The sequence below is a fragment of the Reyranella sp. genome, from assembly GCF_030651995.1.
Taxonomy (GTDB): Bacteria; Pseudomonadota; Alphaproteobacteria; order Reyranellales; family Reyranellaceae; genus Reyranella.
The window spans coordinates 35,289-48,336 of the sequence record NZ_JAUSBN010000020.1; the positions used below are offsets into that span (position 1 = coordinate 35,289).

Consider the following 13,048-nt stretch of genomic DNA (forward strand, 5'->3'; position numbering starts at 1 on the left):
GCCCATGAACGAGCCCACGACCCTGTCAGGCGCCACACCGCCCGAGGTCGACTACGTCTCGCTGAAGGCTGGTCAGCTGATCGGCCGCTACGAGATCGTGTCGGTGCTGGGACAGGGCGGCTTCGGCATCACTTATCGCGCCCGCGACGTGCAACTGGGCCGTGAGGTCGCGATCAAGGAGTACCTGCCGTCGGCATTGGCGGTGCGCCAGGACGGCTCCACGGTGTTGCCGCGCACGACCAAGATGGCCGATGATTTCGGCTGGGGTCGCGACCGCTTCGTCACAGAAGGGCGGACTCTCGCCAGCCTCCATCGCGTGCCGGCGATCGTGCAGGTCTTCGATTTCCTCGAGGCCAACGGCACGGCCTACATCGTGATGGAGCTCCTGAGCGGCGCGACGCTCGAGGACCGCATCAACACCGGCGGCAAGCTGAAGCCCGAGGAAGTCGATCGCATCCTGTGGCCGCTGCTGGACGGCCTCGAGCAGGTCCATGCGGCGGGCTTCCTGCATCGCGACATCAAGCCGGCGAACATCCTGCTCGACGCTGCCGGCAATCCGACCCTGATCGATTTCGGCGCTTCGCGCGCGGCCATGGTCGGCCGGACGGCGGCGATGACGGCGATCTTCACGCCGGGATATGCCGCAGCAGAACAGATGACGTCGGCCAAGCAGGGGCCGTGGACGGACATCTACGGTCTCGCCGCCACGATCTATCACGCCATTGCCGGCAAGGCACCGCCCAACGCCTTCGACCGCATGCTGGACGACACCTACGAGCCGCTCGGCAAGCTGGCGCCGTCGGGTTTCTCGCCGGGTTTGCTGGCCGGCGTCGATGCCGGCCTGACGGTGGCGGCGCGCGACCGTCCGCAATCGATTGCCGGCTGGCGGCCGATCCTCGGCATGACTTCGGCGCCGGAGCCCGGCGCGACGATGGTCATGGGCAAGGCCGACGAGGCACCGGCCGTGCGCGTGTCGGTTTTGGGTCCCGCCGCGACGGCATCCACCATGGCGCCTCCGTCGGCAGCGAAGTCACGCACCGGCCTGTGGGCCGGACTTGCGGCCGTCGTACTGCTGGCGATGGGGGGTGGCGGCTACTATGCGATGGCCACGCGCGGGCCCGACCCGGAGATGGTGAAGGTGCGCGCCGCGGCCGAAGCGGCCGAGGAGGCGCGGCGCAAGGCGGCAGAGGAAGCCGACAGGCTGCGTGCCGAGAAGGCCGACCAGGAAGCCAGGGCAAAGGCCGAGCAGGAAGCGAAAGCGAAGGCTGCGCAGGACGCCAAGGCCAAGGCCGATCTCGAGGCGCAGGCCGAAGCTGCCCGACGCCAGTTCGAGGAGGATACCCGCCGCAAGGTCGAGGCGGAGATCGCCGAGAAGAAGCGCGCCGAAGAGGAAGCCCAGCGCAAGGCCGACGAGGAAGCTGCGGCCCGCCAGAAGGCGATCGAGGAAGCGCGCAAGGCCATCGAGTTCGTTGCCGGCAACTTCGACCATTTCGGCAAGACGCTGATGATGATCGGCCTCAAGGATCGGCCGGGCGAGATCAGGTTGCAGGGCGTCGATAGCGTCGACGATCCGGCGCTGCACAAGCTCGCAGCCGACGCGCTGGCTGCCCAGCCGCGCAACCTGCGCTGCCGGCAGACCGATCGCCTGACCGACGGCACACCGCTCTATCGCTGCCTGATCACCAAACGAAACTCCAAGGATCCGCTCGCCGACATTCCGGACTCCGATCGCGACGACCTCGCGCTCGTCCTGGTCCGGACCGGCCTGCTGCTGGCCTCGTGCGACGCTCCGCGCTCCTACGCGGATGCGGAGGACGACGCTCGTGGCGGCAAGCAATATCTCTGGAGTAGAGTGAATGTCCCTGAATACAAAAGGAGATGCACCAGATGACTGCAGTGACTGCTGACACGGCCTTCTTCTCCGGCAGGAAGATCGTCGTCCGGATCGTAGGCGTGGTTGCAGCCCTCGGGCTCGTGGCCGCCTGCACGAACGATCGCGGTCAGCCGACCAACCAGACGACCGGCACCGTCATGGGCGCGGCGCTGGGTGGCGTCGTCGGTGGTCTCGCCTTTGGGTCGGTCGGCGGCGCGGTCGGTGGTGCGCTGGTGGGTGGACTGGCCGGCAATCTGGTCGGTCGCGCGCTGGATGAGCAGGAGCGTCGCCGTCTGGCCGAAGCCACGCAGTATGCGTTCGTCGCCGATAACAACGTGCCGACCACCTACACGGTCGAGCCGGCCAAGACCTCCTCGTCGGCCGCGCCGACGGCACCGCCGACCGTGGTGAGCGCCAAGCCGGTCGCACCCGCGACCAGCCGCGCCGATGGCAGCACCTGCCGCCCGATCGAGCTGACGGCAACCAAGAATGGCCAGACCACGACCGAGACGACGACCTTCTGCAAGTCGGCCGGCTCGCAGGAGCTGAAGCCCGTCTCCGTCTGATCCACCGACATTTTCGTGAACGGCCGGCGGTTACTGACCGCCGGCCGTTTTCGCATGCGGTGGACTGGCCGGATCGACACAACTCGGTCATTTTCCTGAGCGAGGAGAGAGACATGGCAGGTAATCCACAGGCAGCGAAACTGCGTGACCTTCTGGCGCGGGGCGATTTCATCCTGGCGCCGGGCATCTATGACGGTATTTCCGCGCGTGTCGCGGACCGCATGGGCTTTCCCGCGCTCTACATGACGGGCTATGGCGCCACGGCCTCGATGCTGGGCCTGCCAGACGCGGGCCTCGCGACCTATTCCGACATGCTCGGCCGCGCCGAGATGATCTGTTCGGTGGTCGAGACGCCGCTGATCGCCGATGCCGACACCGGCTATGGCGGGCTTCTGAACGTCCAGCGCACGATCCGCGGTTACGAGGCGGCAGGGGTCGCCGCGATTCAGATCGAAGACCAGGAGATGCCCAAGAAGTGCGGCCATACGCCGGGACGGCGCGTGGTGCCGGCCGAGGACATGGCGCTCAAGATCAGGGTCGCGGCGGACGCGCGCCGCCACGAGGAGACGCTGATCGTGGCGCGCACGGATGCGCGCACGGCGCTGGGGCTCGATGAGGCGCTGCGCCGCGCCAGGCTCTACGAGGAGGCTGGCGCCGACATCATCTTCGTCGAATCGCCGGAGAGCGAAGCCGAGCTGGAGCGAATCGGCAAGGAAGTGAGCAAGCCGCTGCTCGCCAACATGGTCGAGTTCGGCAAGACGCCGCGCGCCGAGGTCGAGCGGCTGAAGAAATGGGGCTTCGACCTCGCGATCTATCCGGTGCTGGGCTTGAGCGTCGCCGCCGAGGCGATGAGGCGGTCTTTCGCGCACCTCAAGGACAGCGGTACCAGCGTGGGCGATCCGTTGCCGCAATACCAGGACATCCACGGGCTGATGGGATTCCCCGAGGTCTGGGACTTCGAAAAGCGTTGGGCGACATGAACGGCAAGCAGTTCCTCGAACTTCTGTCGCGCCTGCCGGCCCGTGTCTGGATCCAGGCGATCCTGGGACTGATTGGTTTCGTCGTGCTGGCGGTGCTGGGCTTTGCGGTGATCGCCGGCGTCGCCGCGGTCGCGCTCGTGCTGCTGCTGGCGTTCAAGGCGAAGGCCTGGATCCTGAGCTTCTTCCGCCGCGACGTGGAGCCCGCTCCCCCGGCCCGCCATCACGACGGCAAGGTCACCGACGTCCAGTTCGAGATCGTCGACCGGACGAATGACCGCACGCCGCGGCCTTAAGAACTCCGTCGCCTCGACCGGAGCGCCGCAGGCGCGGAGCGGAGAGGCCTTTGCTCTACAAATAGCCGCCAAATAGTAGAGAGAAGGTCTCTCCGCTACGCCTCGCTGCGCGAGGCGTAGCGGAGAGACGACGGTACTCTTCTAAACCCGGACGATCTTTCCCGGGTTCATCAGGTTCTGCGGGTCGAGCGCGCGCTTGATCGTGCGCATCGTGTCGATCTCGACCTGGCTGCGATAGTGGGCGAGCTCGTCGATCTTGAGCAGACCGATGCCGTGCTCGGCCGAGATCGAGCCGCCGTAGCTCACGACCAGATCGTAGATCGCAGCCGTCACTGCCCGGGCATGCGGCGCGAAGCGGGCCTTGTCCCAGCCGGCCGGCGCCTGGCAGTTGAAATGGAGGTTGCCGTCGCCGACATGACCGAAGGTCACCGGGCGGCACTCGGGCAGCGCCTTCTTCATCGCCGCCAGGCCTTCGGTGACGAAGGAAGGGATCCGGCTCACCGCGACGGAGATGTCGTGCTTCACGGACGGGCCTTCCTTCTTGGAGGCTTCCGTGTGGTTCTCGCGCAAGGCCCACAGCGCGCGGGCCTGCGTCTCGTTCTGGGCGATGGTCGCGTCGAGCACGAGGCCCTGTTCCATGGCTTCGCCGAGATAGGCTTCCATCTTTTCGCGCAGGCCGCCCGCGTTCTCGCCGTCGCGACGCGCGCGGGTCGAGGACCATTCGAGCAGAACGTACCAGTCGTGGCGCTCGGCCAGAGGATCGGCCGCGCCCGGAATGTGCTGCAGCACCAGGTCGATGCCCTGGCGGCCCATCAGCTCGCAGGAGGTGACGTTGTCCTCGGACGCCGCATGCGCGCCGCTCAGCAGGGCGACGGCGGCCTCGGGCGAGGGGACGGCAACCCAGGCGGTCGCAATGTCCTTGGGCTTGGGCCACAGCTTCAGCACCGCGCGCGTGATGATGCCCAGGGTGCCCTCGGCGCCGAGATAGAGGTCGCGCAGGTCGTAGCCGGTATTGTCCTTCTTGAGCGCCCGCAGGCCGTTCCAGATCTCGCCCTGGGGCGTCACCACTTCGAGGCCGAGCACGAGCTGGCGGGCGTTGCCGTAGTGCAGCACCTGCACGCCGCCGGCATTGGTCGAGAGGTTACCGCCGATCGAGCAGCTTCCTTCGGCGGCCAGCGACAGCGGGAACAGCCGGTCGTTCGCCGCCGCCGTTTCCTGGACGGTCTTCAGGATGACGCCCGCCTCGACCGTCATCGTGTAGCCGATCGGATCGATGTCGGTGATGCGCGTCATGCGGTTGAGCGATAGGACGATCTCGCGGCCCTTCTCGTGCGGGATGCCACCGCCGACCAGGCCGGTATTGCCGCCCTGCGGCACCACCGAGACCTTCTCCGCCGCGCAGAGCTTCACGACATCCGCGACTTCCTGCGTATTGGCCGGCCGCACCACGGCCAACGCGTTGCCCACGAAGCTCTCGCGCCAGTCGGTGACGTAGGGGTGCTTGCCCTGATCGTCGACGATCAGGCCCTTGTCGCCGACGATGGCACGCAGTTTCTCGACGAAGTCGGTCATCAGAGTCGCAGCACCTTGCCGGGGTTCATGATGTTCTTCGGATCGAGCGCCCGCTTGATCGTGCGCATCGTGTCGAGCTCGATCCGGCTGCGGTAATGCGCGAGCTCGTCGAGCTTGTCGATGCCGATGCCGTGCTCGGCCGAGATCGAGCCGTCGAGGCTCGTTACCAGGTCGTTCACCGCGCGGGTGATGGCAGGCGAGTACTGGCTGAGCGTCGGCCGGTCCATGCCCTTCGGTCCCATGAAGGAGAAGTGGATGTTGCCGTCGCCGATATGGCCGAGCGGGTAGGGGCGGATGCTGGGCAGGATGTCGAGCGCGGCCTTGAGACCACGTTCGATGAACTCCGGCACCTTGGAGATCGAGACCGAGATGTCATAGCTGAGACCCGGTCCTTCGGCGCGCGAGGCGGGGGCGACCGATTCGCGGATCACCCACATGTTGCGTGCCTGCGCCTCGCTCTGGGCGATGACGGCGTCGAGCACCCTGCCGGCTTCCATCTGGTCGGCGAGGAACTGCTCCATCTTCTCCGACATGCCCTCGGCACCTTCGGCCTTGGGACGCGCCGAGGTCCATTCGAGCAGCAGGAACCACTGCGTGTCCGCCTTCAGCGGATCCTGCGTGCCTGGGATGTTGCGCAGGACCATGTCGGTGCAGGTCCGGCTCATGAGTTCGCACGAGCCGACATTGTCTTCCGACGCGCCGTGCGCCTCCGACAGGATCTCGATGGCGGCCTGCGGATCGCGGATGGCGAGCCAGGCGGTGGCCACGTCCTTGGAGGCCGGCCAGAGCTTGAGAACCGCCTTGGTGATGATGCCGAGCGTGCCTTCGGCGCCCATGAACAGGTGCTTGAGGTCGTAGCCGGTATTGTCCTTCTTGAGGGCGCGCAGGCCGTTCCAGATGTCGCCGTTGGGCAGCACCACCTCGAGGCCCATGACGAGGTTGCGCGCATTGCCGTAGCGCAGCACCTGCACACCGCCGGCATTGGTCGAGAGATTGCCGCCGATCATGCAGGAGCCCTGGGCGCCCAGGAACAGCGGGAAGAAGCGGTCATGGCTGGCCGCAGTTTCCTGCAGCGTCTGCAGCACGCAACCGGCCTCCACGGTCATCGAATAGCCGACCGGGTCGACGTTCAGCACCTTGTTCATGCGGCCGACCGACAGGACGATGCCGGTGTGCGAGGGCCAGGGCGTCGCGCCGCCCATCAGACTGGTGTTGCCGGCCTGGGGCACGATGGCGATGCCGTTGTCATGGCAGAGCTTCACGACCTTCGAGACTTCCTCGACATTGGCCGGCCGCACCACGACGGCCGCGTTGCCCACGATCGAGCCGCGCCAGTCGGTGACGAAGGGCTGCTTGCCCTGATCGTCGACGATCAGGCCCTTGTCGCCCACGATGGCGCGCAGGCTTTCGAGGATCGCGGGCGTGACGGGCGACGTCGGAATGGTCGGGGGGATGGCGGTATCGGGCATCGTTTCCTCTCTTTGACGGCAGACTAGCGCTGCCTGTGGGAGCCGTCATCCGCGGCGGCGCGGCGGAGCCTGTCGTTGATCGCAAGGCCGAGCCCGATGGGCGGAATGGGTGCCACGGCGATGCGGCCGATGCCAGGCCGGTCGAGCGCGCGCATCATCGCGAACAGGTTGGCGGCGGCCTCGCCGAGATTGCCGGACGGGCTGAGGTTCATCGTGAGCATGGCGCCCGCCGGTGCGGTGTCGCCGAATGCGAGCAGCCCCTCGTCGGGCGATACCGAGGTCGCCTCCAGCCGCACCGGTCGCGACGGGGCGTAGTGACTGTGGAGCTGGCCGGGTGACTTGCGGGCCGCATCGCCGTTCGGGATCGCGTCGCTGAGCGCGATCGGGCCGATCACGGCTTCGATCGCTTCGCGGGTCGCTCCGCCGGGCCGCAGCAGGACGGGCGTCAGGGTCGTGAGATCGAGCACCGTCGATTCGACGCCGACGAGGCAGGGGCCGCCGTCGAGGATCATGGGTGCGCGCGCGCCCAGCGATTGCGCGACATGCTCGGGCCGGGTGGGGCTTACTTCGCCGCTACGGTTGGCGGAGGGCGCGGCGATCGGCCGGCCGGTCGCACGCATCAGCGCCTGGGCGATCGGATGCGAGGGCGCGCGGATCGCCACCGTGTCGAGCCCGGCGGTCGCCAGCAGGGCGATGGTCGAGCCCTCGGCACGGGGCAGGACCAAGGTCAGCGGGCCCGGCCAGAAGCGCGCCGCGAGTTTCTCGGCCGTATCCGTCCAGCGCACGAAGGCGCGGGCGGCGGTGGCGTCGAGCACGTGGCTGATCAGCGGATTGAACTGCGGGCGGCTCTTGGCCTCGAAGATTGCGGCGACAGCCCGCTCGTTGGTGGCATCGCCGCCCAACCCGTAGACGGTCTCGGTCGGGAAGGCGACGAGGCCGCCCTCCCGTAGTGTCCGGGCGGCCTCGGCGATGGACTGTGCCGTCGCCTCGACCACGCTCATCGCGCCGCCAGGCTGCGGGCGATGAAGTGCGGGTTGGCGAAGCGAGGCTTGCCGTAGAGAAGGGGCTGGCCGTCCACGGTGACGACTTCGCCGCCGGCGGCCTCGAGCACGCCCTGGGCCGCGCCGGTGTCCCACTCCATGGTCGGTCCGAAACGCGGGTAGATGTCGGCCTTGCCCTCGGCGATCAGGCAGAACTTCAGGGACGAACCGGCCTGCACACGTTCCACGACCGTGAGGTTGTTGTTGCGGAACCAGATGTCGAGGTCGCCGTAGGTGCCGTGGCTGCGGCTGGCGCACGCCGTCAATCCCTCGGGCGGGGGGGTGCGCGTCCGCATCGGCGTGAACGGACCCTTGCCTTCGCGCTTGTCGGCGCCAAGGCCCTTGGCGCCGCGCCACAACGTCTCGGTGGCGGGGGCCAGGACGATGCCGAGGGTCGGGCGGCCGTTCTCGACCAGCGCGATGTTCACCGTGAACTCGCCGTTCTTCTTGATGAACTCCTTGGTCCCGTCGAGCGGGTCGACCAGCCAGAAGGGGCGACCGTCGTCGAGCGTCGGGATGCGGCCGGCGGCCATCTCCTCCTCGGCGATGATCACCACACCGGGCGTGAGCTTGCGCAGGCCGGCCAGGATGACGGCTTCGGCGGCATGGTCGGCATCGGTGACGGGGCTGCGGTCGTCCTTGGCGCGGGTACCGTGGTCGCCCGCGTAGATGCGCATGATCTCGAGCGCGGCTTCTTCGGCGATGGTCGTGGTGGCGTCGCGGAGGGTGTCGAGGGGGGGGAGGGCATGGGTCATGGGCGGTCCTTATAGACGGCAGGGGCTTCGGCTTGACAGCAAAGTTCGTGCACGCAAGGATATTGGAACAACGTTTCATTATTTAGAACAAAATGGAGCAATGCGATGCCGGTTAATGTTATTGGAATGATCGGCGTGGCCCCTCCGCAGGGCACGGCTCTCCACGTGATCGGGGGCGGCATCTCGCCCTCGTTCCTGCGCGAATTCGCGCAGACCCACGAGAAGGCCGGCTTCGACTATGTGCTGGTCGGCTACTACGCCTCGTCCGCCGAGGGGTTCACGGTCGCGACCTATGCCTCGGCCCATACGGAGAAGCTTCGCTTTCTGATCGCCCACCGGCCGGGCGTCGTTTCGCCGACCCTTGCGGCACGCGCGGCGGCAACGATGGACCAGCTCTCCGGCGGCCGCCTCGCCCTTCACATCATCGTCGGGAACAGCGACGCCGATCAGCAGCGCGAGGGCGATTTCTCGCCCAAGGAAGAACGCTACGAGCGCGCCGCCGAGTATCTCGACGTGATGCGCAAGGTCTGGACCTCGACCAAACCGTTCGACTACCAGGGCAGGTTCTACCGGTTCAAGGACGTGTTCTCCGAGGCCCGGCCCTTCCAGCAGCCGCATCCGCCTCTGTTCTTCGGCGGTTCGTCGCCGGGGGCGATGGCGATGGGTGCGCAGCATTGCGACACCTTCGCGATGTTCGGCGAACCGCTGGCCGAGACGGCAGAGCGGATGGAAGAATTCCGGCGCATGACCCAGCCGTTCGGCCGCACGCCACGCTTCAACGTCTCGTTCCGCCCGATCATCGCCGGGACCGAAGGCAAGGCGTGGGACAAGGCGAGGAAGATCCTCGACGATCTGAAGTCGAGCGGCACCATGCCCACCAACCCGCAGGACAAGTCTGCCGAACGACTGGTCGAACTGGCGAGGCGCGGCGACGTGCATGACGAGCGGCTCTGGATGCCGGTTGCAGGGGCGGCCGCCGGCAAGGGCAACACCTCGTGCCTCGTCGGCACGCCGGAGCAGGTCGCGGAGGCGATGCTGAAGTATTACCGGCTCGGCGTGGCCTCGTTCCTCATCCGCGGATTCGACCCGTTGGGGGATGTCACGGATTTCGGCCGCGAACTGATCCCGCGTCTGAAGGCGGGCGCCCTCGACATCGATCGCGACCTCGCGGCCGCGGCCTAGGGCGCGGCCTGAGGCAAATTCGGACACGACTGATGCGGGGGCTTGCGGGGTGGACACGACCGTCGTCAAGGCATTGACGGTGCTGGAAGCGCTGGCCTCCAGCGCGACGCCGCTTGGCGTAACCGAGCTGGCGACCCGGCTCGGCCTGTCGAAGAGCAACGTGCATCGGCTGCTGCAGACGCTCGCCGCTCGGGGCTACGTCACGCAGGTCGACCAGCGTTACACCGTCACGACCAGGCTGTGGGAACTGGGGGCGATGGTCGTGAGCCGCCTCGATGTGGCGCGGGTCGCCACGCCGGTGATGCAGCGTCTCGTCGCCGACGTCGACGAGACCGCCCATCTCTCGATCCTCGACATGGCGGCCTGCGAGGTCGTCTCGATCCACAATGTCGAGAGCACGCAGCCGGTGCGTGCCTACTCGCGGATCGGTCAGCGCACGCCGGCGCATTGCGTGGCCACCGGCAAGGCCCTGCTGTCGGCGCAGTCGCCCGAGGCGTTGCGCGCCTTGCCCGAGGAGCTGCAGCGCTTCACGCCGCAGACGCTCCATCGTCGCGACGAGTTGCTCGCGGCCCTGGAGAAGGTCCGCCGCGACGGCTATTCGACGAATGTCGGCGAATGGCGCGAGCAGGTGGGCGGCGCGGCCGCGGTGATCTACGACCATGCCGGCCGACCGGCGGCGGCGCTCGGGCTCACCGTGCCGGTGGAGCGGATGCAGCCCGAGGTGATGAACCGCTACATTCCGCGATTGACGGCGGCGGCGGACGAGATCTCCCGGCTCATGGGCGCGCCCTCCCGCCGCGGCTGACCGCTATCCCTTGAGGACACGGCCCGCGACGGCCTCGAGCTTGGCGACCATCTCCGCCGAACGGACGGCGGGCGAGGTGATGAGCGCGTGTTCGAGCGCGCGGTCACAGCCGGACGGGCAGGGCGTCGGGCGATCGGCCTTGAGGCGCGGCGCGATCATGGCGACAAGCGCCTTGGCCCTCTCGGCATTCTCGAGCAGCACGCGGACGATGTCGGCGACCTGCACATGGTCATGGTCGGGATGCCAGCAGTCGAAGTCGGTGACCATGGCGACGGTGACGTAACAAATCTCCGCCTCGCGGGCGAGCTTGGCCTCCGGCATGTTGGTCATGCCGATCACGTCGCAGCCCCAGCTCCGATAGAGCTTCGATTCAGCGAGGCTGGAGAACTGCGGGCCCTCCATCGCGAGGTAGGTGCCGCCCTTGCGGACCGGGAAGCCGGCCGTCTGCGCACACTCGTGCGCGAGATCGGCCAGCCGGTTGCAGGTCGGCTGCGCCATCGAGACATGGGCGACGAGACCGTCCCCGAAAAAGCTCTTCTCGCGGGCGAAGGTGCGGTCGATGAACTGGTCGACGATGACGAAGTGACCGGGCGGCAGGTCCTCGCGCAGCGAGCCGCAGGCCGAGAGCGACAGGATGTCGGTGACGCCGACCCGCTTCAGGGCATCGATGTTGGCGCGGTAGTTGATCGAGGTCGGGGAATGGCGGTGCCCGCGGCCGTGCCGGGGCACGAAGACGACGTCGAGCCCGTCGAGGACGCCGAACAGGAACTCGTCGGACGTCTCGCCGAACGGCGAGGCGATCCGGCGCCACTCCTGGTTCTTGAGACCGGCCATGTCGTAGACGCCGCTGCCGCCGAGAATTCCCAACACCGTCATATGCCTCTCCTGGTTGGCGGTGGTGTATCATTCCGGACAGGCAAAGGGGAGAGAAGCATGGGCAGGCTCGAAGGCAAGATCACGATCGTCACGGGTGCGACCAGCGGCATCGGGCGGCGCACCGTAGAGCTGTTCGTCGAGGAGGGAGCGAAGGTCGTCGCCACCGGGCGGCGGGCGGAACTCGGCCGCACGCTCGAGGCCGCCCTGGGGACTGACAACTGCCTCTTCGTGACGGCGGATGCGACGCGCGAGGACGATGTGCAGCGGGTTTTCGACGCCTGCCTGTCCAAGTGGGGCCGGGTCGATTGCCTGTTCAACAATGCCGGCGGTCCGGCGCCGGTGGGCGGCATCGAGACGGTGCCGGTCGAGGGCTTCGACGCGGCGATGGCGACCCTCGTCCGGTCGGTCATGCTGGGCATGAAGCACGCCGCGCCGCTCATGATGGCGCAGGGCTCGGGCAGCATCATCAACAATGGCAGCGTCGCCGGACGCCGGGCGGGCTACTCGACGTCCATGATCTACGGGGCTGCCAAGGCCGCGGTGAACCACCTGACGGTCTGCGTCGCCATGCAGCTCGGCGAGAAGAACGTGCGGGTGAACTCGATCTCGCCGGGCGGCATCGCCACCGGCATCTTCGCCAAGGCGCTCGGGCTGCCGCCGGACAAGGCCGATTCCTATGCCGAGGCGATGAAGGCCAGCATGGCGAAGAACCAGCCGATCCCGCGCGCCGGCATCGTCGACGACATCGCCAAGGCCGCCGTCTTCCTGGCGTCGGACGACTCGACCTTCATCAACGGGCACGATCTCGTGGTCGATGGCGGGCTGGTCGGCGGGCGCCTGTGGACGCCGCACCAGGAGGGCGTGAAGGCGATGCGGCAGGCCTTCGGCGTCGACGAGATCTGAGATGGCGTCGCTCGCCAACAGGGTCGCGCTGGTGACCGGCGCCTCGCGTGGCATCGGGCGTGCGGTGGCCCTTTCGCTTGCCCATGAAGGGGCCGCCGTCGCCGTGAATTATCGCGAGCGCGCGGCTGACGCTGACGAGGTGGTCGCTTCCATCCGGAATGCAGGCGGCAGGGCGATGGCGGTCGCGGCCGACGTGTCGGACAGCGCAGCCGTTGCCGCGATGATGGCCGCGGTCGAGCGCGAGCTGGGGCCGGTCGACGTGCTGGTGAACAATGCCGGGCTGGCGATCATGACCGGCATCGACGATCTCACCGAGGAGCAGTTCGACCGCACCATCGCGGTCAACCTGAAGTCGGCCTTTCTCTGCACCAAAGCCGTGCTGCCGGGCATGCGGGCCCGCAAATGGGGCCGCATCGTCAACATTTCCTCGGGCGCGGCGCGGGGCGCCGGCGGCATCGGTCCGCACTACAATGCCTCCAAGGCCGGCCTGGAAGGGCTGACGCGGGGCTACGCCGCGCGGGTCGTGAAGGATGGCGTCACCGTCAATGCCGTGGCGCCGTCACTGATCGAGACCGACATGGTCCGCGGCGGCCTCGCCTCGTCGCCGGACCGCATCCCGCTCGGCCGCTTCGGCACCTCGGAGGAATGCGCCCAGGCGGTCCTGATGGTGATCGGCAACGCCTACATGACCGGCCAGACGGTGGCCCTGAGCGGCGGCCTGTCGTTCCTCTGAC

13 protein-coding genes are annotated in these 13,048 nt (G+C 67.8%); 8 read left to right on the top strand and 5 right to left on the bottom strand.

Going from position 1 to position 13,048, the window contains the following annotated elements; all coding sequences use genetic code 11:
• Positions 1-4: 4 nt before the first annotated feature.
• From Q7V45_RS04660 to Q7V45_RS04675, 4 genes are all read left to right on the top strand, one after another.
• Positions 5-1,891 carry a serine/threonine-protein kinase gene (locus Q7V45_RS04660; RefSeq protein WP_304847759.1) on the top strand — a complete coding sequence of 629 codons (1,887 nt, stop codon included), beginning with the start codon at positions 5-7 and terminating at the stop codon, positions 1,889-1,891.
• Positions 1,888-2,439: a glycine zipper domain-containing protein gene (locus Q7V45_RS04665; RefSeq protein ID WP_304847763.1), complete on the top strand. Its 552-nt coding sequence runs from the start codon at positions 1,888-1,890 to the stop codon at positions 2,437-2,439. The genes Q7V45_RS04660 and Q7V45_RS04665 overlap by 4 nt, the downstream gene beginning before the upstream one ends.
• Before the next feature lie 113 nt (positions 2,440-2,552).
• A complete protein-coding gene (locus Q7V45_RS04670) occupies positions 2,553-3,419 on the top strand; it encodes an oxaloacetate decarboxylase (protein ID WP_304847765.1) in 867 nt (288 codons plus the stop codon).
• Positions 3,416-3,712 (top strand): hypothetical protein, encoded by a 297-nt coding sequence (locus Q7V45_RS04675; protein WP_304847768.1) that lies wholly within the window; start codon positions 3,416-3,418, stop codon positions 3,710-3,712. The genes Q7V45_RS04670 and Q7V45_RS04675 overlap by 4 nt, the downstream gene beginning before the upstream one ends.
• 141 nt (positions 3,713-3,853) lie before the next feature.
• On the opposite strand, the gene Q7V45_RS04680 is transcribed toward Q7V45_RS04675, so the two are convergent.
• From Q7V45_RS04680 to cysQ, 4 genes are read right to left on the bottom strand one after another with little or no spacing between them, the layout of a single operon-like run.
• Positions 3,854-5,284 carry an FAD-binding oxidoreductase gene (locus tag Q7V45_RS04680; protein WP_304847772.1) on the bottom strand — a complete coding sequence of 477 codons (1,431 nt, stop codon included), beginning with the start codon at positions 5,282-5,284 and terminating at the stop codon, positions 3,854-3,856.
• A complete protein-coding gene (locus Q7V45_RS04685; RefSeq protein WP_304847774.1) occupies positions 5,284-6,753 on the bottom strand; it encodes an FAD-binding oxidoreductase in 1,470 nt (489 codons plus the stop codon). The genes Q7V45_RS04680 and Q7V45_RS04685 overlap by 1 nt, the downstream gene beginning before the upstream one ends.
• 23 nt (positions 6,754-6,776) lie before the next feature.
• A complete protein-coding gene (locus Q7V45_RS04690) occupies positions 6,777-7,754 on the bottom strand; it encodes an L-threonylcarbamoyladenylate synthase (protein ID WP_304847777.1) in 978 nt (325 codons plus the stop codon).
• Positions 7,751-8,548: a 3'(2'),5'-bisphosphate nucleotidase CysQ gene (cysQ, locus tag Q7V45_RS04695; protein WP_304847780.1), complete on the bottom strand. Its 798-nt coding sequence runs from the start codon at positions 8,546-8,548 to the stop codon at positions 7,751-7,753. The genes Q7V45_RS04690 and cysQ overlap by 4 nt, the downstream gene beginning before the upstream one ends.
• A 105-nt stretch (positions 8,549-8,653) precedes the next feature.
• On the opposite strand from cysQ, the gene Q7V45_RS04700 reads away from it, so the two are divergent.
• Positions 8,654-9,730, top strand: coding sequence for an LLM class flavin-dependent oxidoreductase (locus tag Q7V45_RS04700; RefSeq protein WP_304847783.1), 1,077 nt, complete (start codon positions 8,654-8,656; stop codon positions 9,728-9,730).
• Between the two features lie 49 nt (positions 9,731-9,779).
• Complete coding sequence (locus tag Q7V45_RS04705; RefSeq protein WP_304847786.1) at positions 9,780-10,535, top strand: IclR family transcriptional regulator; 756 nt, start codon at positions 9,780-9,782, stop codon at positions 10,533-10,535.
• A 3-nt stretch (positions 10,536-10,538) separates the two neighbouring features.
• Here Q7V45_RS04705 and Q7V45_RS04710 read toward each other — a convergent pair whose 3' ends face one another.
• A complete protein-coding gene (locus Q7V45_RS04710) occupies positions 10,539-11,411 on the bottom strand; it encodes an S-methyl-5'-thioadenosine phosphorylase (RefSeq protein ID WP_304847789.1) in 873 nt (290 codons plus the stop codon).
• A gap of 57 nt (positions 11,412-11,468) precedes the next feature.
• Between Q7V45_RS04710 and Q7V45_RS04715 the strand changes: the two genes are divergently transcribed.
• Together Q7V45_RS04715 and Q7V45_RS04720 are read left to right on the top strand one after the other, a co-directional pair.
• Positions 11,469-12,314: an SDR family NAD(P)-dependent oxidoreductase gene (locus Q7V45_RS04715; protein ID WP_304847791.1), complete on the top strand. Its 846-nt coding sequence runs from the start codon at positions 11,469-11,471 to the stop codon at positions 12,312-12,314.
• A 1-nt stretch (position 12,315) separates the two neighbouring features.
• Positions 12,316-13,047, top strand: coding sequence for an SDR family NAD(P)-dependent oxidoreductase (locus tag Q7V45_RS04720; RefSeq protein ID WP_304847794.1), 732 nt, complete (start codon positions 12,316-12,318; stop codon positions 13,045-13,047).
• Position 13,048 lies beyond the last annotated feature (1 nt).